17 protein-coding genes and 1 tRNA gene are annotated in these 25,040 nt (G+C 64.7%); 8 read left to right on the forward strand and 10 right to left on the reverse strand.

What is annotated here, in order from left to right; all coding sequences use genetic code 11:
• Nucleotides 1-6: 6 nt before the first annotated feature.
• Entirely contained in the window at nucleotides 7-252 is a 246-nt protein-coding gene (locus ETX26_RS09920; RefSeq protein WP_129524532.1) for a hypothetical protein, read from the forward strand.
• Here ETX26_RS09920 and ETX26_RS09925 read toward each other — a convergent pair.
• The 8 genes from ETX26_RS09925 to ETX26_RS09960 form a co-directional block, all read right to left on the reverse strand.
• A complete protein-coding gene (locus ETX26_RS09925; protein WP_129524533.1) occupies nucleotides 249-1,439 on the reverse strand; it encodes a dipeptidase in 1,191 nt (396 codons plus the stop codon). The genes ETX26_RS09920 and ETX26_RS09925 overlap by 4 nt on opposite strands.
• Complete coding sequence (locus ETX26_RS09930; protein ID WP_129524534.1) at nucleotides 1,436-3,013, reverse strand: serine hydrolase; 1,578 nt, start codon at nucleotides 3,011-3,013, stop codon at nucleotides 1,436-1,438. The genes ETX26_RS09925 and ETX26_RS09930 overlap by 4 nt, the downstream gene beginning before the upstream one ends.
• The gene (locus ETX26_RS09935) at nucleotides 3,010-4,149 is read right to left on the reverse strand and encodes a YkvI family membrane protein (protein WP_129524535.1); all 1,140 of its coding nucleotides are present in this window, start codon (nucleotides 4,147-4,149) and stop codon (nucleotides 3,010-3,012) included. The genes ETX26_RS09930 and ETX26_RS09935 overlap by 4 nt, the downstream gene beginning before the upstream one ends.
• Nucleotides 4,146-5,186, reverse strand: a complete 1,041-nt coding sequence (locus ETX26_RS09940; protein WP_129524536.1) for a DUF1611 domain-containing protein — start codon at nucleotides 5,184-5,186, stop codon at nucleotides 4,146-4,148. The genes ETX26_RS09935 and ETX26_RS09940 overlap by 4 nt, the downstream gene beginning before the upstream one ends.
• Before the next feature lie 19 nt (nucleotides 5,187-5,205).
• Nucleotides 5,206-7,395: a TonB-dependent receptor gene (locus ETX26_RS09945; protein ID WP_129524537.1), complete on the reverse strand. Its 2,190-nt coding sequence runs from the start codon at nucleotides 7,393-7,395 to the stop codon at nucleotides 5,206-5,208.
• 4 nt (nucleotides 7,396-7,399) lie between these two features.
• Complete coding sequence (locus ETX26_RS09950) at nucleotides 7,400-8,542, reverse strand: dipeptidase (protein ID WP_129524538.1); 1,143 nt, start codon at nucleotides 8,540-8,542, stop codon at nucleotides 7,400-7,402.
• 66 nt (nucleotides 8,543-8,608) lie between these two features.
• Entirely contained in the window at nucleotides 8,609-9,634 is a 1,026-nt protein-coding gene (locus ETX26_RS09955; protein ID WP_129524539.1) for a dipeptide epimerase, read from the reverse strand.
• A complete protein-coding gene (locus ETX26_RS09960; RefSeq protein ID WP_129524540.1) occupies nucleotides 9,634-11,613 on the reverse strand; it encodes a serine hydrolase domain-containing protein in 1,980 nt (659 codons plus the stop codon). The genes ETX26_RS09955 and ETX26_RS09960 overlap by 1 nt, the downstream gene beginning before the upstream one ends.
• Before the next feature lie 143 nt (nucleotides 11,614-11,756).
• Between ETX26_RS09960 and ETX26_RS09965 the strand changes: the two genes are divergently transcribed.
• Both ETX26_RS09965 and ETX26_RS09970 read left to right on the forward strand, forming a co-directional pair.
• A complete protein-coding gene (locus tag ETX26_RS09965) occupies nucleotides 11,757-12,380 on the forward strand; it encodes a helix-turn-helix domain-containing protein (protein WP_129524541.1) in 624 nt (207 codons plus the stop codon).
• Nucleotides 12,381-12,534: 154 nt separating this feature from the next.
• The gene (locus tag ETX26_RS09970) at nucleotides 12,535-13,563 is read left to right on the forward strand and encodes a LacI family DNA-binding transcriptional regulator (protein ID WP_129524542.1); all 1,029 of its coding nucleotides are present in this window, start codon (nucleotides 12,535-12,537) and stop codon (nucleotides 13,561-13,563) included.
• A gap of 78 nt (nucleotides 13,564-13,641) precedes the next feature.
• Here the strand turns inward: ETX26_RS09970 and ETX26_RS09975 are convergent, their stop codons facing one another.
• Nucleotides 13,642-16,602, reverse strand: coding sequence for a TonB-dependent receptor (locus tag ETX26_RS09975; RefSeq protein WP_225425720.1), 2,961 nt, complete (start codon nucleotides 16,600-16,602; stop codon nucleotides 13,642-13,644).
• A gap of 296 nt (nucleotides 16,603-16,898) precedes the next feature.
• On the opposite strand from ETX26_RS09975, the gene ETX26_RS09980 reads away from it, so the two are divergent.
• The 3 genes from ETX26_RS09980 (at nucleotide 16,899) to ETX26_RS09990 (ending at nucleotide 22,280) form a co-directional block, all read left to right on the forward strand.
• Nucleotides 16,899-19,439 carry a glycoside hydrolase family 3 protein gene (locus ETX26_RS09980; RefSeq protein ID WP_225425722.1) on the forward strand — a complete coding sequence of 847 codons (2,541 nt, stop codon included), beginning with the start codon at nucleotides 16,899-16,901 and terminating at the stop codon, nucleotides 19,437-19,439.
• Between the two features lie 293 nt (nucleotides 19,440-19,732).
• Entirely contained in the window at nucleotides 19,733-20,410 is a 678-nt protein-coding gene (locus ETX26_RS09985; RefSeq protein ID WP_165271747.1) for a helix-turn-helix domain-containing protein, read from the forward strand.
• Between the two features lie 40 nt (nucleotides 20,411-20,450).
• A complete protein-coding gene (locus tag ETX26_RS09990) occupies nucleotides 20,451-22,280 on the forward strand; it encodes a hypothetical protein (RefSeq protein ID WP_129524545.1) in 1,830 nt (609 codons plus the stop codon).
• Between the two features lie 279 nt (nucleotides 22,281-22,559).
• Here the strand turns inward: ETX26_RS09990 and ETX26_RS09995 are convergent.
• Nucleotides 22,560-22,634, reverse strand: a tRNA-Lys gene (locus tag ETX26_RS09995).
• 130 nt (nucleotides 22,635-22,764) lie between these two features.
• On the opposite strand from ETX26_RS09995, the gene ETX26_RS10000 reads away from it, so the two are divergent.
• Nucleotides 22,765-23,985: a tyrosine-type recombinase/integrase gene (locus ETX26_RS10000; RefSeq protein WP_129524546.1), complete on the forward strand. Its 1,221-nt coding sequence runs from the start codon at nucleotides 22,765-22,767 to the stop codon at nucleotides 23,983-23,985.
• A 367-nt stretch (nucleotides 23,986-24,352) separates the two neighbouring features.
• Nucleotides 24,353-24,970, forward strand: coding sequence for a hypothetical protein (locus tag ETX26_RS10005; protein ID WP_129524547.1), 618 nt, complete (start codon nucleotides 24,353-24,355; stop codon nucleotides 24,968-24,970).
• Nucleotides 24,971-25,040: the final 70 nt, after the last annotated feature.

The raw sequence follows: 25,040 nt of genomic DNA on the forward strand, positions 1-25,040 counted from the left end.
CACCCGATGCACCGGTTCCATATCGACGCGATTGCCGATCCGCAGTCGCTGCCGCGCGTGGCCGGTGCGTTCGCGCAGCGGGGGATCGTTCCCGATAGCCTTTCCGCTCGCTTCGACGGCGACACCGTAAGGATCGAAGTGGCGATCTCGGGGCTGCACGCCCGGCAGGCGGCGATAATCGCCGCGAAGCTGGGCGAAACCGTCACGGCGATCGCAGTAAGGCTCGAGGCGGTGGAGGAAGTCTTCGCCTAGTTCGCCCGCTCCCCGCCCTGCGCGGCGAGGATACGCAGCACGTTGCCGCTCCACATCTTCTCTATGTCGGCGTCGGAATAGCCCGCCGCCTTCAGCCGCTCGGTCACCTTGGGCAGCGCGGAGATATCCTCGATCCCCGTCAGGCCGCCGCCCCCGTCCCAGTCGGCACCGAAGCAGATATGGTCCACCCCGCCGACTTCGATCGCGCGCAGGACCATGGCCATGTAGTCGTCGAAATCGGCGGCCCACATCGGCTCGGTCTTGTCGAGCTCGCGCCACTTGCGGGTCAGCTCGGCCTGCTCCTCCGGGGTCATCCCGCCGATCTGCTCGTACTGCCCGAACAGCTCGGCGCGCGCGGGCGACATGTTCATCTCCGACATGAAGATGGTCGAGATGCACATCGCGCCGCCCTTGGCCGCGAGCTTGCGCAGCCGCTCCTCGTCGAGATTGCGCGGGTGGTCGTAGGCCGAGCGCAAGCTCGAATGCGAAAGGATGATCGGATATTTCGACAGCTCGAGAAGCTGATCGAACGCGGCGTCCGAGGAATGGCTGGCGTCGATGACGATGCCGAGCCGGTTCATCTCCGCCACCCATTCCCTGCCGAGCGGGCTCAGGCCGTTCCAGCGCGCTTCCCCGGTCGCGGAATCGGCGAACTGGTTGGTTGCCGAATGGACCGGGCCGGCCATGCGCACGCCCTTATCGTAGAACTCCTGCAGCAGCGAGAGATCCTCGCCGAGCGGATAGCTGTTCTCGATCGCCTTGAACGCGATCAGCTTGCCTTCGCCGTTCAGCCGCCGCGCGTCCCCGGCCGTGAGCGCGGGGGCGATAGCATCGCCATGCTTCGCGATAACGCTGTCGATCAGGTCCGACCGCTCGCGCGCGAACGCCAGCGCGTCGGCATAGCCTTCCGGCGTCAACGGCCCTTGCTCAGTGTAGATGACGAAGAACCCGCCATCGAGCGCGCCGTCCTTCATCCGCGGAATATCGAGCTGGACGAGGTCGTTCGCCAGCGCGTGCCGATCGGCGAAGCTCCACCCTTCGCGCTCGAAATGGAGCGGCGTGTCGAGATGGGTGTCGAGCACCAGCATATCCGCATGAACCGACGCGGGCTCGGCGGGTTTCTCCTCGCCTACGGCCGAGCAGGACGCGAGCGCCGTGGCGGCGAGCAGCAGGGCGGGCTTCTTCATTTCTTGTCCTCCACGGGCTTCAGGTCGAGATCCTGATAGTCCCAGCTGAAGTCGGCGATAACGCTCACCGGCTTCATCGTCACGCCGGTCACCTTGCCGTCCGCATCGAGCGCGAACGTGACGTAGGCAGGCTCGATCGCCGGATCGTCGAATTCGGTGACGAAGCTGTCGTATTGCCAATGCTTCAGGCGGCCGGCCATGTCGGGCGTGGTGGTGAAGTCGATCGTCAGCCCCTCGGGCGTCGCACCGATCACCACGTCCCCATACCAGGCATCGCGATACCGCCCGGCGTAGCGCGCAAGATCGAGCGAAGGGCCGACATCCACCGGAGAGGCTTTCGCCTGCTCGAGGTATTCCTTACCGCCCTGCAGCCGCGCTTCGAACCAGTCCTGCCACTTGGTCGTCCAGTCGAAATCGGGCTGATCGAGATAGTGGTCGAGCAGATCGTACGTCAGGCCGAGCATCATGCCGCTGTCCTCGCTGTTCATCATGATCGCGAAGCCGACGTTGCGGTCCGGGATCATCACCACGCGCGTGATCGAGCCGAACACCCCGCCGCCGTGCTGGATGATCCGGTGCCCGCGATAGTCCTGGACCTGCCAGCCGAGCGCGTAGGCCTGGTAGGTCGGCTGCGCGGGCTTGAGGCTCTCGGGAAGCTCGGTGATCGGGATCGGCGTCACCGGAGTCCACATCTCCCTTGCCTGCTCCGCGCTGAACAGCCGTCCGCCGCCCGGCAGCGCGCCCTGCGCAAGCTGGATCTTGAGCCAGGCCGCCATGTCCTCCGCACTCAGTGCAAGGCCACCCGCAGGAGCGGCGTTGCGGCCGAGCTCGTCGCGCTCGTCGAGTACCTGCTGCGGGCCGAGCCCGCGCAACGCGCCCGAGAGACGCGCGTGCGGCCACGAACGGTTGGGCGTGCGGAACCGGTCCGTGCTGTCGCTGGTCGCGTTCTTCATCCCGCCCGCGCGTAGCACGCGGTCGCGCATGAAGACTTCCCAGGTCTGCCCGGTGACTTCCTCGATCAACTGGCCGGCCACGGCGTAGAGGATGTTGTCGTAGGCGTAAGCGGAGCGGAAACTCGTCTTCGGTTCGAGGAAAGCCACGCGCTCGACCGTCTCGCGGCGAGTGAGGCTGCTGCGCGGCACGAACAGCAGGTCGCCCTGCCCCAGCCCCAGACCGCTGCGATGGACGAGCAGATCGCGGATCGTGATCTCGCGCGTGACCCAAGGGTCGTACATGCGGAACCAGGGCATGTGCTCGATGACCGGATCGTCCCACGCGATCTTGCCCTCGTCGACCAGGATCGCGAGCGCGGCGGCGGTCATCGCCTTGCCGGTCGAGCCGGTCTGGAACAGCGTTTCGGCATCGACCGGCGTGGGCTCACCCAGCTTGCGCTCGCCCCAGCCGCGCGCGAGCGTCGTCTCCCCGTCCTCGACGATCGCGATCGAAACGCCGACCGCGCCGATCTCCTGCCGCAGCGCTTCGACGCTTTCGCCGATGTCGGTCGGCGGGTCGGCCAGCGCCGGCCCCGAGACGAGCAGCAGGAACGAAAGGGCAAGCAGGCGGACATGGCTCATGACGATACCTCCGGTCGGGGTTCGCGGCCTCCGCGCAGGAGGCGATAAGTGCCGATGCCGAGCAGCGGCACCACGAACACGGCGAGAAACAGCCAGGCGAGGAAGCGGTAGCCGCTGGCGATCAGGTCGACGAGGCCCACGCGGGCCGCGATGAACATGCACCCGGCGAGGATCGCGGCGCCGATCAGCGCGCGCAGCGCCGGTCCCGGTGCGGCATGGCCGCGCGATTCCAGCGCCCCGCCGATACGCTCGTTGACGGCGTGGATCGCGCCGACGCCGCTTTCGAGCAGCGCCGTAAAGATCATCACCTGAAAGAGGACGTGGAAGCCAGGCACCTCCATCTGGCGGAGCAGGAAATCGGACGGGAGCGTCTCGTTACCGATCGCCGGGTAGAAGGCCATCATCGCGACGAAGAAGAGGATCGCCGGCAGCATCGTCAGCGGCCCGGCCACGACACCGGCGATCAGCGCATCCCGCCGGCTGGTCAGGTGGCGCAGCACCGGCAGGATCACCACCGCGCCGACGATGTTGTAGCTGGCATAGGTCAGCCCGCCCGCCATCCAGTCCCCCGAAGGCGGCGGCGCAGCGGCGAAGCCCTGTCCGATCAGGTCGCCGAAGCTCGTCAGCGCGAAGGCAATGAACAGCGCGTAGACCGCGTAGATCAGCATCGAGGCATATTTGAACAGGCGCTCGACTCCGGCGGTTCCGAAGACGGTCGTCACGAGGATCGCCGCCGCGAGCAGGATCGAGCCGGCCAGTTCGGGCCAGCCGAAAGTCGCCGCCCCGATCGCGCCTGCCGCGGCGCCGAACACCGCGAGGATCAGTACGACGAAGATCAGATAGGCAGCCTCGAACAGCACCCAGCCGGGGCCGAGCAGCCCCTTGAAGAAGCTGCGGTAGTCGTACGCGTTCATCGCCCGGGCGAGCGCGAAAGTGAGCGCGGCGACCACGCTCCAGATCAGCGTCGCCAGCAGCATTCCGGCGAGCCCGCCCCAGGGCCCAGCCGGCACGAAATACTCGGCCAGCTCGCGCCCCGTGGCGTAGCCGCCGCCGATGATCACCGCCTTGAGCGCGAAGCCGGGCAGCAGGAAGCGCTGGAACCAGTTCCCCCCGCCGACCGCCTCGCCCGCGCTCATGCGAGGCAGCTATCGACGAGTTCGGCGAAAGCGGCCCCACCGCGGATCGGGTCGGCTACGGGGATATTGAGCCGCTCACGCTCCGCGGCCATCAGCGCCCCCGCCTCGTCTGCGCTCAAGCTCGAGGTATTGAGGCTGACGCCGCCGCAGCGGATCGCCGGATTGGTGCGGCCGCCGAGACGGATCGTGAGATCGACCACCTCCTCGACCGAGGGCAAAGCGAAGTCTTCCAGACCCAGGATCACCTTGCGCGTGGGATCGTGGCAGACGACGAACACGTCCGGCTGGCTGCCGTGCAGCAGGCCCAGCGAGACCGCCGCATAGGCCGGGTTGAAGATCGAACCCTGCCCTTCGATCACGTCCCAGTGAGCGGCGGGCGCGTCGGGACTCAGTATCTCGGCCGCTCCCGATTCGAAATCGGACACGACCGCATCCATCGGTATGCCGCCGCCCGCGATCATGATGCCCGTCTGGCCCGTCGCACGAAAATCGGCGTCGATGCCGCGTTCGACGAAAGCCCGGTGCAGCGCGAGTGCGGTGTACTTCTTGCCCAGCGCGCAATCGGTGCCGACGGTCAGCAGCCGCTTGCCGCTGCGCTTGCGCCCGGTGCCGACCGGAATGCCCGGCGGCGGACTGCGCACGTTGATCAGCCGCCGCCCTGTGCGCCGCGCGGCGTCGGCCAGCGCGGGAATGCTGTCGAGCCGGACGTGGAGGCCGCTGACGATATCGAGTCCCGCCTCCATCGCCTCGACCAGCGCCGCGACCCACCGTTCGCCGATCACCCCGCCCTGGTTGGCGACGCCGATCACCAGCGAGCGGGCGCCTGCGTCCCGCGCCTCGGCGGGGGTCATGCGCGGCAGCCCGGTCGATACTGCGCAGCCGTCTACCCCGAACTCGCCGACGCAGCGGTCGGCCGCCCAGTCGGCCAGCCCGAACGCGGTCTTGGCAAAGCTCGGCTCGGTCGTATCGCCGAGGAACAGCAGATAGGGCTGCGGCAGCACCATGGCGTCGGCCGGCCGGCCGATCGGAGCGTTCATCTCGTCCACCCCTCCCCGTTCAAAAGGCCATGTCGACCGCAAGGCCGATCGTGCGAGGTTGCAGCGGTGAAATGGCGAGAAAACTAGGCTGGTTGAGCCCGTCGGCCATCGTCGTCCGCCCCATCTCTCCCTCGTTGTCGAGCAGGTTGCGGGCATAGGCGCGCAATGTCCAATGATCGTTGAACGTCACCGAGGCGTTGAGATCCACCGAGGTGTACGGTTTCGCCCGGGCCGCGAGCGGATCGCTCTCCACCAGCGACAGACGGCTGCCTGCATGGCGGACACCGACGCCGAAGCTTCCGGTGTTGGAGGCACCGAGCGCGAACTCGTAGTCGGCACGCACCGCGCCGCTGAACTTGGGCACCGCGGGCAGGCGGTCGCCATCCACGCCGCTGATCTCGGGCACGTCCTCGCTCAGCGTCGCGTCGGTGTAGCTGCCGGTCGCGCTGAGCGTCAGGCCGGGCGAGGGCCGCAGTGCAATGCTTCCCTCGAAGCCCTTGCTCGTCGCCCGGCCTCCGTTGGCGCCGCCGGAGACCCCGCCGAAGGCGCGGACCACCTGGATGTCGGTCCAGTCCATCCAGAAGGCCGCGATGTCGAGCGAGATCATGCGGTCGGCGAGATCGCCTTTGAAGCCCACCTCGTAGTTTGTCATGCGGTCGGCATCGACGCTGGGCGGCACGTTGGGGACGATCACGTTGGGGCCGCCCGGCCGGTAGCCCGTGGCCACCCGCCCGTAGAGCATCGCGTTCTCGTTCAGGTGGATTTGCGGGCTGACGGAGAAGGTCCACACGCTTTCGGCCGATTCGCCGGGATCGTTCGCGCTCGGGACGATCGCACCCTCGCTGATCTGCCGGAACGTCTGCTCGTTGCGCGCCCAGCGCAAGCCGGCCGTTATGTCGAACATGTCGCTGAACTTATAGGTGCCGTTACCGAACACCGCATATTCCTTGTAGGTCGCAGGCAAACCGACGGTCGCCAGCGGATCGAGCGCGGCGATCGGGTTGCCGTCCATGTCGAACGAGCGGACGAGTTGGGTGTTGCTGGTCGTCTCGTCGGTGAAGAAGCCGCCGATCATCCATTCGAAGCGTTCGCCGGTCGGCGATGCGAGCCGCACTTCCTGAGTCCACTTCTCAAGGCCCAGGTCCAGCGCGAAAGGCGTGATGCCGGGATCGATCGCCCCGCCCGTGAGCAGCGGGAAGAGAACGCCGAAGGCGTAGCTCGCATCCTGCAACTGCCGGCTCTGCGTCTCGCTGTAGGTGGTTGCCGACGTCAGTACGACCGGACCGAAGTCGTAGTCGATCGTCGCCGAGTAGTATTCAAGATCGATGTCGTAGGATTCGGGGACGAAGTTGTTGAACGAGCGTCCGTCGCCCAGCCGATTGCCGTCGAGATCGGCGGCGTAGAGCGCATTGCCGTCCGAATCGAGCGACTGCCAGATGCCCGCCAGCTTGACGCTGAGCTCCGGCGTCGGCTGCCACAGCAGGGCAACGCGGCCACCACGCTGTTCGTAATCGTTCTGGTCCTCCAGCGCGGGATTGTTGATGCTGTCGACCCAGCCCGGCGTGCTACGCCAGGCAAAGCTGCCGCTGATGGCCAGCTTGTCCTCGACGATCGGCACGTTGACCAGCGTCTGCGCGCCCCAGCCGAGCCCATCCCCTCCCTTGATGCTGAAGCCTTCGACTCCGCCCCGGACCCGGAACTCGCGCGTGTCGGGCTGCACCGTCACGTATTTCACAAGGCCGCCGATCGAGCTCGCGCCATAGAGTGTGCCCTGAGGTCCCTTGAGCACTTCGACCCGCTCGAGATCGTAGGGCATGAGATCGATGGTGAAGGCCCCGGCACGATTGTAGATCGCGCTCGACCCGACCGGCGCGTCGTCGAGATAGATGCCCACCGTCTGCGCGGCGGAAATCGGCGCGACACCGCGCAAAGTGACGGTGGTCTGCCCCGGTGTGCCGGAGTTGGAGACCTGCATGCCGGGCACGTAGCCGGCGTAGTCGACCAGCGACGCAGCGCCTTGCTCCTGCAGTTCCTCCCCATCCACAACGCTGATCGAGATCGGGACGTCCTGGATGTTCTGCGTCCGCTTCTGCGCGGTGACGACGATTTCGCCGTCCGTCACGGTTGCCGCCGCATCTTCCTGCGCCTGCGCCGGCATCGCCGCCGCGAAGGCGAGCACACTTCCTGCGATCCAAAGATTCTGCTTCATCGTCTCACCCCCACACTTGCGCGAGCAGCCGGCGGAAGTTGCCGCCGAGAACCGCCCGGATGTTGTCGTTGGAATAACCGCGGCGGATCAGTTCCTCGGTCAGATCGAAGATCTTGCGAGGGTGATCGAAGCCGTCGATGTCGATCTTGTCGCGGAAGCCGTAGCTTCCCTTGTATCCCGCCTTCAGTGCCTCGTACTCTTCCGGCACCATGTCGTCGTAGCCGTGGAGGTCGGCGTCCGAGCCGATGCCCACATGCTCGATACCGACGAGTTTCGCGACGTGATCGATGTGATCGACCATGTGGCTCACGTTCGTCGGGTCGGTCGCGCGAATGAACATCCGCACGCCGGTGATGCCCATCACCCCGCCCTTGGCCGCGAGCGCCTGGATCGCCTCGTCGGTCTTGACCCGCGGATGATCGACCAGCGCGCGCGCGTTGCTGTGCGTGATCGCAATCGGCCCTTTGGCGATGGCGATCGCATCGAGCGTCGTCCGGTCGCCGCAGTGCGACACGTCGACCAGCATGTTCGCCTCTTCCATGGCGGCGATGATCGCCGCGCCGAAATCGCTGACCCCGCCGTCGACGCGCTCGGTACTGCCCGAGCCGATCAGGTTCTGGCTGTTGTAAGTGAGCTGCGCACACCGCAGACCGAGGCCACGAAAGCGGGCGACGTCCTCCACCGTCTCGAACTGCTCGGCGTTCTGGATGCCCATGATAACCGCGCACTTGCCCTCGGCCTTGGCCCGGTCGAGATCCTCGACCCGGCCGGCGAGGGTGAAGACGTGACTGTTGCGGCCAACGAAGCCCTGCCACCCGGCAAGATATTCGAGCGCTTGCGCCTGGGCATCCGGCCCGCCGATACCGTACGCCGTATGAAAGCCGGTGATGCCGCTGGCATGGAATTCCGCCGCTTCGGCATCGGTCAGCCGGTGCGCGACATAGGCTGGGTTCATCGTGATCTTGAGCGGCGCGAGCATGTCGATGACGAGCGTTTCGGCCACGAGATCGACCGCACGACGCGAGTAGGTCCGCCCCGGCGCACCGGAGAAGGCGAATGCCCCCGTGGCGATCATCGGCGCCGCCACGGCCGCACCGATCGCACCCGCCATCACCGCGCGCCGCGTCGCGGGGAATGAACGCGCCATTCCTTCCTCCCTCAAGATTATCTGTTTTGTCGAGTATTTGTCCTGATTAGAAAATTGTCAACCCGTTCAGGACACATTATCCATCTGGTATCCCCAGACCTCGGGCGGACAGTGGATCATGCCGTCTCGGTAGCGGACGCCCGGCGTGCGATCGCGCGCCAGGAAGGTTGGCCCGTCGAGATCGACGATGTCGCAGAGCTGGCCCACAAGGTAGGAGGGCGCCATCGACAGGCTGGTGCCCATCATGTTGCCGACCATGACCTCGAGCCCGAGCTTCCGCGCCTGACGGGCGATCGCGAGCCCCTCGGTCAGCCCGCCGCACTTGTCGAGCTTGATGTTCACGACATCGAAGCGCCCGATCAGCGACGGCGTGTCCGCAAGCGACAGCGCGCTCTCGTCGGCGGCGAAGGGCAGCGGCCGCTTCAGTCCGTCCAGATCCCCCTCCCGTCCGCGCGGTAGAGGCTGTTCGAGGACCGCCACCCGATGCTCGACCAGCACCTCCAGGAGGGCTGGAAGCGTCTTCCGGCGATAGCCCTGGTTGGCATCGACGCCGATCCAGGCCTGCGGCCGGGCCGCACGGATGGCCGCGAGGCGTGCGGCATCATCCTCGACGTCGCCCGTCAGCTTGACCTTGACCGGCGCCTGCGGATCGATGGCGAGCGAGGCGGCCGCCGTCGCCTCGGGCGTGTCGGCGCCGAGCGTCAACGTCGAACGCAGCGGGCGCGGCTCGGAGAGACCTGCCAGGTCCCACACCGGCCTGCCGGTGCGCTTGGCCTCGAGATCCCAGTAGGCGCAATCGAGCGCATTGCGCGCACCGCCCGGCGGCAGCAGCTCTTGCAGGTCCTCGCGCGTCGCCCCCGCCTCGATCGCGCCTCGCACCCGCTCCGCCTCGGCGAGCATGTGGTCCGCGTCGTCGCCGAGGTAGTAGACCCCCGCCCCCTCACCCCGCCCGCGATGCTCGCCGTCCGAGATCTCGGTGACGAGCAGCGCGGTTTCGGTAAACACGTGCCCGGCGATGCGGAACAGCTGATGATAGGGAAAGCGCTCGATCCGAAGATCGAGCGCCAGTTCCCGCTTCACGCCCGTGGCCATCAGTAGACCATCGAGAAGCCGTAGAGGTTGAAGGCGAACGTCACCCACACCAGCACCAGCGCCGCCAGCACGAGCAGCGCCCCGCCGACCTTCATCGTCCACCGCCGCCGGTCGCGGAAGCAGAGCCACAAGTGCCATGCGGACGCGGCGAGGAGGCCGACGGTTGCTATCGGCGTCAGTATGCGCAGCAGGATGATCAGCCAGTCGAGCGGGCCGCCGAGACTGCCGATGTCGCCCGAGAAGGTCACCACCAGCATGACCCAGCCGAAGACTGCGAGTAACACCAGCCAGGCGAAGATGCGCGACAGGCGCCAGGCCTTGCGGGCATCGTTCTCGAGTGCGAACGCCGCCTGGAAATGCCGGCGAACGAGCGCGCGCACCGGCCAGGCGAGCGCGGCGAGAAGCACCAGCGCCAGTGCCAGGATCAGCGCAGGCATCAGCCAAGCGGTATTTGTGCCGGCAGACGCGGGCTCGAGAACCATGAAGGGCGACACCGCATCGGTGCTCACGCGCACCACACGACCGTCCTTCACTTCGGCAGCCAGGCGCTCACCCGTGGCCGTGTCGACCCAGACGAACGGCTCGACCTCGACCCAGTCGCGCGCGGCCGCGCTGAGCCCGTCGAGCGCCGGCATGGCGATCTTGCCGTTCTCGTCCACCACGATCTCCAGCTGGCCCAGGAGGCCGAGCAGGCTCATGAAGTTGGTGAACGCGCCGCGGCTCGACACGTAATGGCCGGCCACCATCGCGGCGTGCTCCCGGGCGGTCTCCGGATCGACGCGGCCGGTCGGTTCGGGACCGGGCAGATAGCGGTCGGCAAACTCATGGAACAGGGCGCTGCGCAGCGCCTGCGCCCCACCTTCCTTGCCCGCGCTGTTGACCGAGACGAACAACCCGATGTCGGCGTCGGGGAACAGCCAGAGATACGAGTGGAACCACTCGGTATCGCCGCCGTGGCCGATCGCCCGGCGGCCGTTGACCCACTGCTCGTAGAATCCGAGCGCCATCGTGTTGAGCGGCCCCACGCCCGGCGCACGATAGTCGTGCATCGTCCGCGCAGTTTCGGGCTGGAGCAAAGGCCCTCCTTCGTTGAGGTGCGCCATCATGAACTTGCCCATCGCCGCGCCCGACGCCGAGAGACTGCCGGCCGGCGCGGGAATGACGATCTCGAACGGCTTCGCCTTCTCGCCCACGGTCGGATAGCCGCTCGACATGTGCGGCTGCAGCGCCTCCGGAAGCGGCTGGCGGAAGGTTGCGTACCGCATCTCCAGCGGCGCGAAGATGTGCCGCTCGACATAGTCGTCGAACGGCTGCCCGCTCACGCGCTCAACAATATATCCGGCGAGTGCGGTTGCGTAGTTGGAGTAGGCCGGCGTGGTGCCCGGCGCGAAGACCCGCTCGGGCAGCGCTTCGCGGGCATAGTCCTGAAGCGGCATGACCGCGTCGGGATCGCTGCTGATCAGATGGCGGATCGATTCCTCGAACCCCGGGGTATGCGTGAGGATGTGCCGCAACGTGATCGGCTCGCCCTCATAGGGAGGAATCTCGAAGTCGAGATAGGCGTTCACGTCCTCGTCGAGATCGAGCTGGCCTGCCTCGACTTGTTGCATCACCGCCGTCCAGGTGAACAGCTTCGACACCGAGCCGGGGCGGAACAGCGTGGTCTGCGGGTCTACCGGCTTGCGCGAGGCGACATCGGCGAAGCCGTAGCCCTTCTGCAGCACTGGCCCATCGCCCCGCACGACCACGACGACAGCGCCTGCGATCTGCCCGCGATCGAGCGCGAAGGGCATGAAACCATCGAGCCAGGCCTCGACGTCCGCTGCATCGAGCTCGGCCCGCTCGGCTTGTGCGGCCGAAGCCGGCGGTGCCGACCTCTCCGGCTGCTGCGACGGCTGCTGCGGCACCGGCCCCTGCGCGACCAGCGGCAGCGCCAGCAGCGCCGCCAGACCGATCATCAGCTTGCGAAGAACACGCATCGCTCTTTCCCCTCCTCTACAACTCCGTTCGTCACACCTTGCAGCATGTCGAGCGAGCCCTTACCAAGGAACAATATCAGTTGACCCGATGGGGACATAATGATCCTGATTGGAAAATTGTCAAATAGGAGTTGGAAGATTTGATGGCGGACGCGGCAAACCCGCCAACGCTCGGCTCGGTCCTGCGCGGCATCCGCTCGCGAAACGGCTGGACGCTCAAGGAGATGAGCGCGAAGTCGGGAATTCCGGTGTCGACGCTCTCGAAAGTCGAACATGACCGCCTGACGCTGAGCTACGACAAGCTCCAGCAGCTCAGCCAGCGGCTCAAGATCCGCATGGCCGATCTCTTTGCCGAGGGTACGGAGGAGAACGCGCCGCGGGTGACCGGCCGCCGCAGCATCGGCACGCTGGACCAGGCGGTGCGCGTCACCACCGACAACTACGATTACCACTATCTCTGCACCGATCTGCGCCAGAAGCGCATGATCCCGATCATCACTCGCATCCGCGCGCACAGCGCCCGCGAGTTCGGCGATCTCGTCCGTCATCAGGGCGAGGAGTTCATCTACGTGCTGGAAGGCCAGATCGAAGTGCATTCGGAATTCTACGACCCGGTCCTGCTTCGGGCCGGCGAGAGCATCTATCTCGATTCGTCGATGGGCCATGCCTATGTCGTGGCCAAGGGCTGCGACGAAGCCCTCGTCCTCGGCGTCTGCTCGAGCGCCGACGAAGGCCTGATGGACTCGCTGATGAACCTGCACGGCTGAGGGTTCGCCCTGCAGCTGGACGACCGAAGATTCCACCCCGCCGATTATCGGCAATCACAGTTCCACTTTGCGCCGAATTCGCGGCGTTCTCGCCCGCACAGATACGCGCGGCCGCCGATTGACAACGAAGGACAGTTTCGCCACCGATTTTCGTATGGCTCGCGGAGCAAAACGTTCGACCATCATCGATGTCGCGAGGTTGGCGCAGGTTTCACCCAAGAGCGTATCGCGCGTCTTCAACAATGAGCCCCATATCACGCCGGCGCTGCGCAAGAAGGTGCTCAGTGCGGCCAAGGAGCTCAACTATCACCCCAATGTGCTGGCGCAGGGCCTCGTCGGGAGGCGGTCCTATCTCGTCGGACTGATCTATGAAAAGCCCAGCCCCAGCTACGTCGTCGAATTGCAGCGCGGCGCGATCGAGCGGCTGCACGGCGAGCGCTATCGGCTGATCGTGCTCCCGGTCGAATCGGTAGCGGATCATCCGCAGGAGGTGGTCGGCATGGTGCGATCGGCTGCGCTCGACGGCGTCATACTTGCGCCGCCGGCGTCAGATCATCCCGAAGTCCTCGCCGGCCTCTCCGAGGCCCGAATTCCCTTCGCCCGCATCGCGCCGCAGTCGCAGCTGGAGCTTGGGCTTTCGACAGCGATGGACGACATCGCGGCGGCGCGCGAAATAGCCGAGCATGTCGTCGGCCTGGGCCATCGGACGATTGCCATCATCAAGGGAGATCCCGCCCACGCAGCGAGCGCGCAGCGCCTCGCCGGCTATCACCTCGCTTTCGAAGCAAGCGGCGTACAACAACGCCCCGAACTGGTGGAAACCGGCGATTTCAGCTTCGAATCAGGCTACGAAGCAACCAAGCGTCTCCTGTCACGCAAACTGAGACCGACCGCCATACTGGCGCAGAACGACGATATGGCCGTGGGAGCCATGTCGGCCGCTCGCGAGCTGGGGTTCGATGTGCCCGCCGATCTGACTGTCGTCGGGTTCGACGATTCCGAAATCGCACGCATCGTTTGGCCTCGCCTCACGACGATCCGGCAGCCGGTCGTCGAGATGGCAAAGACGGCGACGGATATGCTGCTGCGCGAGCTGGCGGGCGAACCTGCAGCCGAGATGGTCATCCATGCGCACCGGCTTGTCGAAGGGTCGAGCGCCGCACCGCCACCGGGCGACGCATAGGCGCACTGCGCGGCCGCGACAGATGACCAGGAGCGGCCCCTCCACAGGAAGGGCCGCTGCCTTGTCCGTCCTCTCGAATCAGAAGCTGAACTTCACGCCGCCATAGATCCGTCTCGATCCGGATTCGTAGCGGAAGGGCAGATCCGGAAACTGCAGATAGACACTGGTATCGGCCTTGGTGATGTTGATCGCCTCCGCAAACACTTCGAAGTTGTCCGTGAGCTTGTAGCTGATCTGCCCGTCGAGCTGCCCATACGGCTTCTGATAGATGCCAAGCGTGCGTGTCACCGACCCATCGGAAAAACCGAAGTTCCCGAGATACTGTTTCGAGCGCCAGCTGTACGACGCGCGCGCGGCGAAGCCGTACTTCTCGAAATAGACCTGTCCGTTCGCCGAATGCTTCGACACGCCGGGCAAGGGTAGGTGGTCGGTGAAATCGGTGCTGAAATCGGTGGTTGTATCCGAAAAAGTGTAGTTGGCCGTAAAGCCGAGGCCGAAGTCGAAGGCGTATTGCGCAGCGAGTTCGAAGCCCTTCACGCGGCCGCCTGAACCGTTCGCCGGCTGCGAGACCGGGCCCAGCCTGCCCCCCGCCTGGTCGTTCACGAACACAGCGATGGTTTCGTTGACGATGAAGCTGTCGACTTCCTTCCAGAACAGCCCTGCCGACAAGAGCCCCTGGTTACCGAAATAGTGCTCGAAGCCGAGATCGAACTGATAGGCGCGGAAAGGCTCGAGCTCGGCATTGCCGCGGCTGCCGTTGGTGAACTTGAACAGGTCATCCGCCGGGTCGCGGGTGAACTGGGTGGCAAAACCCTGTCCCAGCGAAACGAGCGGCTGGCGGGCGACCACCCGCGCCGCCGAGAAGCGGATCTTGCTGCCATCGCTCACATCGAACACGGCGTTGGCGCTCGGCAGAAAGTCGGTGTAGCTGCGGATCACCCTGTTGGTGGTGAAGTCCCGCAGCACGCCGTTCCAGTTGTCGGTCCCCCAATAGCTGGGATCGACACCCTCGGGCTGGTTCTGATCGACCGCCAGTCTGGTGTTGACGACCCGCAACCCGACATTGACGTGGTAGGGATCATCGAGCCCGCCCAGGTCGGCCATGACGTAGCCCGATTTCGTCTCCTCCTTGACCCGGTAGGTCTGCAGCGGGTCGGCGAAGAAGCTGAAGGGCGTATCGGGATAGAGCGACTGAATCCATTCGAGCGCGTTGGTCATTTGCGAACGGTCGGCGACCATCACCGTATCGCCCTCGACATGCCCGCCGCCGGCGAAGTTGGTGATCGTCTCGACCCGCTCGGGATTGCTCACGAAAGTGGCGTAAGGCGTGATCAGGGCGGGCGAATTTCCGAAGCGCGTGCACCCGGCGAATGCCGCGGGCTTGTTCACCTCTGGAAGATCGCAGATCTTGTAGCCGATCGCCCCGTCCTGGAAGTAGCCATATGGCGTCCAGTTGTAGGAATAGCCGTCGACGCGCTCGTCCTCCGGGATTGCGGTCGCATCGAGTTCGCCCTTGCCGCTGTAATCGGCGAGGTAGCGGCCCGAGGTGAAGTCCACCGTTCGCTGTCCGTAGCGGAATCCCGCACTCAGCGTGATCGTGTTCGTATCACTGTCGTCGACGTCATAGGCGAAGTCCGCACGAATCGAGTTGCCCTTGATGTCCGAGCGGTCGCCGAACGCCCAATGCGACTTGAAGAAACCGTAGGCCGGGTTGTTGAACAGATCCTGCGGGCTACCGTCCGCGATGCCGAAGCTCGGGAAATCGCCATTTCGGTAAGTGAAGTCGAACGTGGGCGGGGCTTCGGAATTCGGGGTGAAACCCGGCTGCGGCCCCGAGGTACCCGGACCGCGAACGCCGTAGGCGGTGTAGCGTACATCGTTGTTCGCCACTTCCCGATCCATCTTGGAGGACGAGTAGGTCGCCGTGACGGATGCGCGGAAATTGGTCGCGTTGTCCCAGTCGACGTTGAACTGGAGATTGTCGGATTTGATGTTCGATACGTCGACGAAGGAAATGGCCTCGGCCGACTGCGCGCGCACCGTCCCTTCGAGCAGAATGCCGTCGTCGTTGATGTTGTAGTCCCCGACCAGGCCCTGCGATTCCCCCTGACCGAACGGGAATTTGACCGACGCCTCGCGCGTGTCGATCTTCAGGTCTGAGTGGAAATACTGCGCGCTGACTTCCAGTTCGTCGGTGGGCCTGAAATTGATGCCGAGCGATGCGCCCCAGCGCCGGCGGTACTGGTCGCGATCGGTAATGTAGCGATATTCGGGGGCATAGTAGTTCGTCGGCACCGTCGCCGTGTCGCGGCGGCCCTCGTCGAAGGCCCAGTTGCCGCGGTTGTCGCCGCCGAGCACGTTGACGTGATTGTTGGTCTTCTCATAGCTGAACGAGGCGATCACGCCGAGACGATCGTTGAAGTTGTAGCCCACGACCGCCGCACCGGCCGGCTCCCAGCCGCCGATCTCGCTGCCTTTGCTCATCTTGACGTTTCCGGCGACTGTCAGCCCGTCTTGCAGATCGAGGGGGTTGCGCGTCTTCAGGTTGACGATACCGCCCAGACCGCCTTCGAGCAGCGAGGCGTTCGGCGACTTGTATACCTCGATTCCGCCGATCAGCTCGGACGGCACGCCTTCGAGGCTGTCGTTGCGATTGTAGTTCCCCTCGCCGACCTTGTAGACTTCGAGACCGCTCACGAAGAGTTCGCCATTGAGCAGCGTCACATTCTGCTCGAGGCCGCGTATCCTGACTTTCGAGCCCTGGCCGTTCTCGCGGTCGATCTGAATGCCCGGCAGGCGCTGGAGCGATTCGGCCACGTTCTGGTCGGGGAATTTCCCGATATCCTCAGCCGTGACCGATTCGATGATGAGATTGGATTCACGCTTGGCGTTAAGCGCGTCCTGCAGCGAAGCGCGAAAGCCGGTGACGACGATCTCCTCGGTGCTGCCCTCGTCCGCGCCTGCCGCTTCCGACTGCGCATAGACGGGGGCCGCTCCGCAGGCCAACGCCACGACCGAAGCTGCGCCAAGCAGCCTCATGCGACTGCACATTGTTCCGCTGATCATATCCATACCCTCCCAATCCGCATCGTCGCGCGCGGAAATTATCGGTTTTGCGTCTGCGGGTTCGCGAGTGCTCCAGCGAATCTCCGGACTCGACTCGGCGCTCGTGACCCCTGCACGTCTTTCTCTTGCATATTTCTGTCAACGTTGTCAAACAGCCTGTCGCCTTTGCCGATGTCCCTCTCCGGATTCGACGGCATCTGCTGTCAAGGTTGTCAGGGTGAGGCGGCACGGAACTTTGAAGAAGCGGAACTGCGGGACGGGGACACTCTATGCAATCAAGACCAGCCTTCTACGCCATCGCCTGCATGGCGATCAGCGCCCTGCCCTTGTCCGGCGCGGGCATGGCTCAGGATCAGCTCTCGCCGCCGGCGAATGGACAGGTCCATCCCGACCAGTGGCCACGCGTCGCCTATCCGCGAATCGTCGCTCCCGAAGGGGAGGCCCGCGTCCAGGACCTGCTCTCGCAGATGACCGTCGAGCAGAAGGTGGGCCAGATCATCCAGGCGGACATCGGCAGCGTGACGCCCGAGGAGGTCTGCGAGTATCATCTTGGCTCGGTGCTCAACGGCGGAAACTCGGGGCCCGGCGGAAACGACCTTGCGCCGGCGCCGGAGTGGCTCGCGCTCGCCGACGCGTTCTATACGGCATCGATGGAGTGCCCGTCAGGGGGGCCGGCGATCCCGATCATGTGGGGCACCGATGCCGTCCACGGGCACAGCAACATCGTGGGCGCGACGATCTTTCCTCACAATGTCGGGCTCGGCGCCGCGCGCGATCCGGATCTGATCGAGCGCATCGGCCGGGCGACGGCGATCGAGATCCGTGTGACTGGCCAGGAATGGACTTTCGCCCCCACCGTAACCGTTCCCCAGGACTATCGCTGGGGGCGCGCCTACGAAGGCTACTCTTCCGACCCCGCGCTCGTCGCGTCCTACGTCGGCAGGATGGTTCGCGGCCTGCAGGGGCCGGCCTCGACCGCACCGATACTCGCGGGGCCGCATGTCGCCGCCAGCACCAAGCACTTCCTGGCCGACGGGGCGACGGTCGACGGCAAGGACCAGGGCGACGCGGCCATCTCGGAGCTCGAACTCCGGCTCGTTCACGGCGCGCCATACATCCCCGCGATGGAGAACGGTGTGGCGACGGTCATGACCAGCTTTTCGAGCTGGCAGGGCGTGAAGATCTCCGGAAACAAGGGGCTGGTTACCGATATCCTGAAAGATCGCCTGGGGTTCGGCGGGCTCGTGATAACCGACTGGAACGCGCACGGTCAGATAGCCGGGTGCAGCAACTCGAGCTGTCCGATAGCGATAGACGCCGGACTGGACATGCTCATGGCGCCCGACACCTGGCGCGATCTTTACGCCAGCACTTTGGCCGAGGTGAAAGCCGGAACGATAAGCATGGCGCGGCTCGACGATGCGGTGGCGCGCGTGTTGCGGGTGAAGCAGCGGCTCGGCCTGTTCGAAGCCGGCAAGCCGTCGACGCGCCCGCTCTCCGGCGACTACGATCTGCTCGGTGCGCCGGAGCATCGGGCGGTCGCACGTGAGGCAGTCCGCAAGTCGCTGGTCCTGCTCAAGAACACCGGCGTCCTTCCCCTGAAGCCGAGCGCCCGCATCCTCGTCGCAGGCGACGGCGCCGACGACATCGCCCGCCAGTCGGGCGGGTGGACCTTGAGCTGGCAGGGCACCGGCCTCGACAACAGCGACTTTCCCGGCGCGACCTCGCTGTGGCGCGGGATCGAACGGGCAGTCAGCGCGGCGGGCGGCAGTGCGGAACTGGCGCCCGACGGCGCCTTCGAGCGGCGGCCGGATGCAGCGATCGTCGTCTTCGGCGAAACGCCCTACGCCGAATTCCAGGGCGATATTCCGTCGCTCCAGCTTCGCCCCGAATTGCGCTGGCCTATCGAGACGATGCGCAAGCTCAAGGAAGCAGGCATTCCGGTCGTCGCGGTGATGATCACCGGCCGGCCGCTCTACGTGAACGAAGCGCTGAACGAAGCCGACGCCTTCGTCACCGCCTGGTTACCCGGATCCGAAGGCGGGGGGGTGGCCGATCTGCTGTTCGCGGGCGCGGACGGCAACCCGGCTTACGATTTCCAGGGCCGCCTGCCGACCGCGTGGCCGGCAACGGCGAGACATGACGGCCCGACACTGTTCCCCTTCGGCTATGGACTTACTTACGCCGATGGCGCGCAGTCGTGGGAGACGCTGCCGCAGGACAGCCAGGTCGCCGACGACGGCCGCGGAAACGGCGTCTATTTCGACAAGGGGTCGGTGGCAGCGCCCTGGTCGCTGGTCGTCTCGCAGATCGACGGCAGCGACTCCTTGCGCTTGACGACCGTTCCCGCGACCGGCCTGTCGGGGCGGGCGACCATCACCGCCGCCGACCATGGCGTGCAGGAAGGAGCGCGGCAGTTTGCGATCGAGGCCGGACCCGGCGGGGGGGCGGTGGAGATCGGCAACGACAACCCCACGGACCTGTCGCGCGAGACCAACGGCGATGTCCTGCTGCTCACGACGTTGCGGATCGACGCACCGCCGACCGCGCCCGTATCGATGTCGCTTCGCTGCGGCGCGTCGGATTGCGGACGTCCGCTTCCCATCCCGGCACTCGCCACACTCGATCGTGGGCAGTGGCGCATATTGGGGGTACCGCTCAAGTGCTTCGCCGCGGCGGGCGCGGACATGACGCAGATCACCGCACCTTTTCGCCTGACGACCGAGGGCGCCATCGGTTTCAGTCTTTCACGGGTCGCCCTCGGCAGCGCAGGGGAAGCCGATGTCGTGGCGCAATGTCCCGTTCGCTGAGAGACCGACCCTCTTCGCCCGACCGGTTCCCGCCTGCGCCTGGCCGCCGACCACCAACGCGGCCTGAGCCAATCCGCCGAACCTGGAACCGACCAGACGCGGTTTCCGGGCCGGGGTGCGACTCTGGATAGCGGTGAGAAAGCGGTAGGCGGCCTGACGTCGCATGATCGATGAAAGCAGGTTTGTTAGGGACGGAATCGCAGCGGAACCACGCCTGTGGGCGAGCGGCTGTTCGCAGGGTCGGTGGGTTTTGCTATCGGACCACTCCAGCTCCTGCGACGACGGACGACGCTATGCACCCACCGATTGATCGCCTTCGGCAAAGGCTGGATGCCAACGCGCGGCTGGCCTGGCACAGTCACGCCGCCCCCTATGCGGCGCTCGTGCTCGACGGCAACTATGAAGAATCCGGAGACGGAGGGCGCCGCCGTGTCGGTCCCGGCCATCTCGTCGTCCATCCGCCGTTCTCGGCGCACACCGACATCATCGGCAGGCGCGGCGCGACCGTCGTCAATCTGCCGCTGACGGTTACCCAGGCGCTAACGCTGCAATCGGGCCTACTGTCAAATCCGGAAGCAGTCCTGGACCGCTACACGGCCGATCCATTTTCCCTCAGCCAGGTATTGGGCTCGAGCGTCACTCCGGTCGATCAGCCCGACGATATGCCGGACCGGCTGGCAGCTGCGCTTGCATTGCCCGGGCGCGTGGTGATCGCCGAGTGGGGTGCCGATCAAGGGATATCGGCCCGGTCTGTCACGCGCCACTTCTCAGCTGCCATCGGTCTTCCGCCGGCACAATATCGCTGGCGCGCCCGGACGCATGGCGCCTTGCGCGCCGTGGTCACGACCGCTCAGCCACTGATCGAGATTGCGCACGACTGGGGCTTCTCTGACCAGGCCCATATGACGAGGTCAATTCGCCGGCTGACTGGCAGATCTCCAAGTGCATGGCGCGCAATCGTGTCCGATTAGTTCAAGACGTGACCTCGGAAGCGAGGCAATCACTGCGGCCATGAGAACACTGCTTTTCGGCCTGCTGCTTAGCATCATTCCCAGTGCGGGCGCGGCTTCCACCTTGGCCGAAGCCCAGGCCGCTTACGGCGTCTACGATGTGAACAAAGCGGAGACGCTCTATCGCGAGGTCGCCTCGGACCCGGCCGCACCTGCCAAGGATAGAGCCGCTGCGAACCGGGAGCTGGCGCGAATTGCCTGGCTCGTGGATGGTCAGCGCGACGGGGCACTTGCGATACTCGCCGCGAGTCTCCGGGAGGATCCCGACCCCTGCCCAGCAGCTCATCTGTACGCCCGCATCCGGAACGCGGGTCCGCTCCCCGAGCCCGCCCCCGTCCTCGCACGCTTGGAAACCCAGTGCCTCGGGACCGAGCCCGGTGTCGCACTTGAAGGCATCCGCTCGCTGCAGCTTGCGGCGCTCGAACTCGCGGGCGAGGGACCGCAGCGTTCGGCAGCGGTCGCAGCACTGCGCCAATTGAATGCGCTTCCGGAGCCTGTGCGCTTCTCGGCGCAGGGAGCGAAACTGAGGTTGGCGCTGGGTATCCTGGCAGCGGACGCGCATGTCGCGCTGGCCGGCTGGCGGGACTATTTCTGGCTCGATGACCGCACGCATGCTCCCGAGGCAATAGCAGCGGACGTTCCTCGCGTGTTTCGCGAAGGGCTCGCGCCACAGCCGGCCACTGGCGCTGCGCTTCGGCTCGCGGGCTTGCTGATGCGCTCAGGCTTTCACGAGGATCTACGTGCCTACGCTGAGCGGCGGCAGCTGGCGCGAGTTGAGGGATGGGAACCCATCGGCGTCTACTTGGACCTACATGACGCTCTCACGAGCGAAATTCTCGCACACGACCGTCGATATGCGCGCAAGGGCCCCGCCGATGAGGACGCCTACGAGAAGAAGCTGACGGCCATCCTGGCGAGTGCCGCCGAGCAACTCGCTCAAGGCGTGGGGTGGCAGGACGCGCTGTACCGCGAGTTCGGACTATGGGGAACGGAACCGGGCAAGTCCAACGGCGTGTCGGGCGTTCACTTGGGTCATGTTGTCGTAGATGAGCGTCAGAAGGTGACGCAGGACAACCGCAGCGGCGAAATCCGTTTCATCGTGCTGGACAATATGATCCATAACTCATTCTCGGCCTGGCTGATGGATGGTGCTTCGGCCCCGGGAGGCTGGGCGGTCGATGGCGCGACGATCGTCCAGGTTCGACCTCGCTATCTCACATTGATTGATGGCTTCGCCCGGATCGCCCGTCCCGGTGCCGCGCGAGAGAACGCGTATGCGGAGGCTGAGGCGGAGCGCCTCAGCGACCGGAGGATAGCGGCCAGCACACCAATAGCATTCTTGAGCGGAGTGCGATCTCGTCTCCGGCTGGCCGGCATCGACGCTCTGGCCGATGAGGTGCGTGCGACCTTGAGCTCCGAAGACAACTTCGAAATGGCATTCAAGAAGGCTTACTACGATGCCCTCGTAGAGAGCGCGATCACCGCTCACGAGGGGCGGCATGTCCTGGACCAGGCTACCTTCGCGGGGCCTTGTGAACTGGAGAACGCTGAACTCGAATACCGTGCAAAGCTATCGGAGCTCCGGTTCGCGCGGAATGCAAGGCTAGCGCTGTCCTCCATCTACAGCCCGTTGTTTGGAGGGACGAGCGGGCATGGCGTGGCCAACGAGCGACTCATGAGGGAGATCGCGGAGTGGATTGCCGCGCGCCCGGAGGAGATCAAAAACTACGATGCGTCTCTGACTCCCCTCGAACAACTCGACAAACTGACTGACGAGCAGATCGGAGACATCGCATCCTCTCTCGAAGAACCTGCGATGAGACCATGCTGACTCGGGACGTACCTGCTCGAGAACCTCGTGAGGTGGTCACGCGCTGCAGACTTTTTGCGGAGGCGATTCTAGAACGCACCGCGAGGAGGCGGACAGTACGACGCTCGGTTCCGGAGATTCGGTCGGCATTTGCTAGCGACCCGCCAGATGATGCGAGAACCGTCTTCTTGCCGCTACACAGCAAGCCTCGTTGAACTAAACGGTGAATCCCAGGTGAATCCTTTTAGGGTGCGTTTCGCTCCCGCACTCAACAAAAATGCGCCTAAGGCATTGAAAAGGTGGTGAGCCCTGCTGGGTTCGAACCAGCGACCTACTGATTAAAAGTCAAATCTCGGCGAATGCCATGGAGTACCCCCGGTTGCTCTGCCCTGCTACTAGCCCTTGATTTGACTTGCTTTTCGCTTCGCGCGCGTGAGCCGCAGCGATACTGATTGCCCTTGCATACTCCACCGCGTGGTTGCTATGTGGTTGCCAAAGGATGGTGATGGCGACTGCGCTGAAAATAACGAAGAGCAATGTAGATGCGCTCGTCGCCGACGCAGGCAAACCAGCGTTCCTCTGGGATATGACGCTCCCTGGCTTTGGTGTTAAATGCTCGAGTCGGGGCGTCAAAAGCTACGTCGTGAAATATAGGGTGAACGGCGGCGGACGCTCCGCAAAGCAACGTTGGCTGACGCTCGGCCGACACGGAAAGCTAACGCCGGACCAAGCTCGCAAATTTGCTCAACAGGTACTGGCCGCGGTCGCCAGAGGGGAGGACCCTCAAGGCGAACGAGTGAGCGGACGCAGCGCTACAACTTTAGCTGATGTTTGGGCGCGATATACAAGGGATCATCTACCCAGGCGAAAGCCGCGAACCCGTTACGACTATGAGCGGCAATGGGATAAAGTGATCAGTCCCGCCTTCGGTCAAATGGCGGTACACCAGATATCACGGAGTGATGTCGATCGGTGCCACAAACGGCTACGAGCCACACCCTACCGGGCAAATAGGGTTCTGGCGCTCCTCTCGCGGCTCATGACACTCGCGGAAGTTTGGGAACATCGCCCGGCCGGTTCCAATCCGTGCCGTCACGTCGAGCGCTTCAGTGAGAAGCCGCGCAGCCGCTATCTCAGTAGGGACGAGCTGGTGAAGCTTGGCGAAGCGCTACAATTGTCGGTTGTTGAAGGCGAAATCACTCAAGGCGCCGCAAACGCGGTTCGCCTTCTATTGTTCACAGGCGCCAGGCTTACCGAGGTTCTGAGTTTGGAATGGAACTGGGTCGATTATGAGCGAAATCTGATATCTCTGCCCGATAGCAAGTCAGGGGCGAAGCCGATCTTCCTGAACGATGCCGCAGTTGCAGTGCTCAAAGAGCAGGCGGAAAATTCCTGTAGCGGCAAGTTTGTGTTCCCGGGGGGCGGAAAGCTTGGGCGGATGGTCAACTTACGAAAGCCTTGGACGAAGCTCTGTGCCCGCGCCGGGCTCGACGGAGTTCGTTTGCACGACCTCAGGCACACCGTAGCCAGCGTGGCTGTCGGCCAAGGCGCCTCGCTGCCGGTAATTGGCCGCCTGCTCGGACACAGCCAAGCACAAACGACACAGCGCTACGCCCACGTGGATGCCGATCCAGCTCTAGTCGCGGCGAACGCAGTTGGACAAGCAATCAGCAGCGCGCTCGAATTTGGCGTGAAAACTAGAAGCTTCCCAGAGCAGCGTCCTTGATCAGACCTGCAATCGCGCCGCTCCGAGAAAGGCCGAGGTAGCGCTGCCGACCTTTACCTTGTCGGAAGCCATCTCGGCGAGCCTCGCTCCCGCATCCGCCTCCTTCAACACACTGCTCTTCTGAAAACCAGTTACGCCTCATCTCGTCCGCCCTTCCATCAAGGGCCGGACTCTAATCGAGCGTGGAGGAAAATCAGCGGGGCACCTCAGCACTCGTAGCTGTTAGGCCACGTGGGCCTGCTCCGAATATGGATCAACGCATTCCACCCCCGTAAACTCGATTCGGCAGCGTTGGTCGGTCGCATTCGGTTTCCGACGTGGCGCTGCTGACGCCTTCCCGACATCATTGAACCGAAGGAGACTGGGTGTGAGCACCACAGAGCAGAACGACTTGGCTATGGCGAAGGACCCGGAAATCGTGGGCCGCATCGTCAGGAACATCACACAACTCGAGCGGGATTTCCGACTTGCCGATGGCTACCTGAGCGACTGGTTGATCCGCATGATTACTATCTCGATGAAGGTCGCCGCGCCCGAGCCCTTCACGATCGAGAGCACGGCATGGAGCGCTTATCTTTCCCACCCGGACTGGAAGCCCACCAAACGCATCGGTCGGGGAGACGCCTGGCTTGAGATCGTCGAACGTGCCCGGGACGATCAAGACCATACCTGGATTGCCGCGGCCCTCGGTGCTGGCCCGACTGAACTAAGCCTGGAACTCACTTTCCGCGAAGGCCTCAGTCACTACTTCATGAAACTGGAAGGCGATGAGGGTCTGATCGCCAAGCTCCGCAAGAAGGGGTTTAAGATCGATCCCGGCGGAAAGCGGGTCTACCTGCCTATCGTCATTAACGCCGATTTGTTGGCAAAGGCTCTACCGACAGACGATTTCGAGGATGCGATGGCGCCGGTACGCGAAGCCGTCGAACTCTCCATTGCCGCCAAGCCGGAAATCGACCTGCTGTTGAACCTGGTGCGGAGGTGATCGCCGTGGCGGAAGTGGCGCTACCTCGTGCTGAGACAATAGCGAGGCTTAATGACCGACTCCGCAAGGA

Source organism: Pelagerythrobacter rhizovicinus (assembly GCF_004135625.1).
GTDB classification, from domain to species: Bacteria; Pseudomonadota; Alphaproteobacteria; order Sphingomonadales; family Sphingomonadaceae; genus Pelagerythrobacter; species Pelagerythrobacter rhizovicinus.

Coding starts and splice junctions, on each gene's coding strand:
- ETX26_RS09970 (WP_129524542.1), top strand. CDS start 12,535: ATGGCTCGCGGAGCAAAACGTTCGACCATCATCGATGTCGCGAGGTTG.
- ETX26_RS09940 (WP_129524536.1), bottom strand. CDS start 5,186: ATGAACGCTCCGATCGGCCGGCCGGCCGACGCCATGGTGCTGCCGCAG.
- ETX26_RS09925 (WP_129524533.1), bottom strand. CDS start 1,439: ATGAAGAAGCCCGCCCTGCTGCTCGCCGCCACGGCGCTCGCGTCCTGC.
- ETX26_RS09930 (WP_129524534.1), bottom strand. CDS start 3,013: ATGAGCCATGTCCGCCTGCTTGCCCTTTCGTTCCTGCTGCTCGTCTCG.
- ETX26_RS09985 (WP_165271747.1), top strand. CDS start 19,733: ATGCACCCACCGATTGATCGCCTTCGGCAAAGGCTGGATGCCAACGCG.
- ETX26_RS09955 (WP_129524539.1), bottom strand. CDS start 9,634: ATGGCCACGGGCGTGAAGCGGGAACTGGCGCTCGATCTTCGGATCGAG.
- ETX26_RS09975 (WP_225425720.1), bottom strand. CDS start 16,602: ATGAGGCTGCTTGGCGCAGCTTCGGTCGTGGCGTTGGCCTGCGGAGCG.
- ETX26_RS09965 (WP_129524541.1), top strand. CDS start 11,757: ATGGCGGACGCGGCAAACCCGCCAACGCTCGGCTCGGTCCTGCGCGGC.
- ETX26_RS09935 (WP_129524535.1), bottom strand. CDS start 4,149: ATGAGCGCGGGCGAGGCGGTCGGCGGGGGGAACTGGTTCCAGCGCTTC.
- ETX26_RS10000 (WP_129524546.1), top strand. CDS start 22,765: ATGGCGACTGCGCTGAAAATAACGAAGAGCAATGTAGATGCGCTCGTC.
- ETX26_RS09945 (WP_129524537.1), bottom strand. CDS start 7,395: ATGAAGCAGAATCTTTGGATCGCAGGAAGTGTGCTCGCCTTCGCGGCG.
- ETX26_RS09980 (WP_225425722.1), top strand. CDS start 16,899: ATGCAATCAAGACCAGCCTTCTACGCCATCGCCTGCATGGCGATCAGC.
- ETX26_RS09950 (WP_129524538.1), bottom strand. CDS start 8,542: ATGGCGCGTTCATTCCCCGCGACGCGGCGCGCGGTGATGGCGGGTGCG.
- ETX26_RS09990 (WP_129524545.1), top strand. CDS start 20,451: ATGAGAACACTGCTTTTCGGCCTGCTGCTTAGCATCATTCCCAGTGCG.
- ETX26_RS09960 (WP_129524540.1), bottom strand. CDS start 11,613: ATGCGTGTTCTTCGCAAGCTGATGATCGGTCTGGCGGCGCTGCTGGCG.
- ETX26_RS09920 (WP_129524532.1), top strand. CDS start 7: ATGCACCGGTTCCATATCGACGCGATTGCCGATCCGCAGTCGCTGCCG.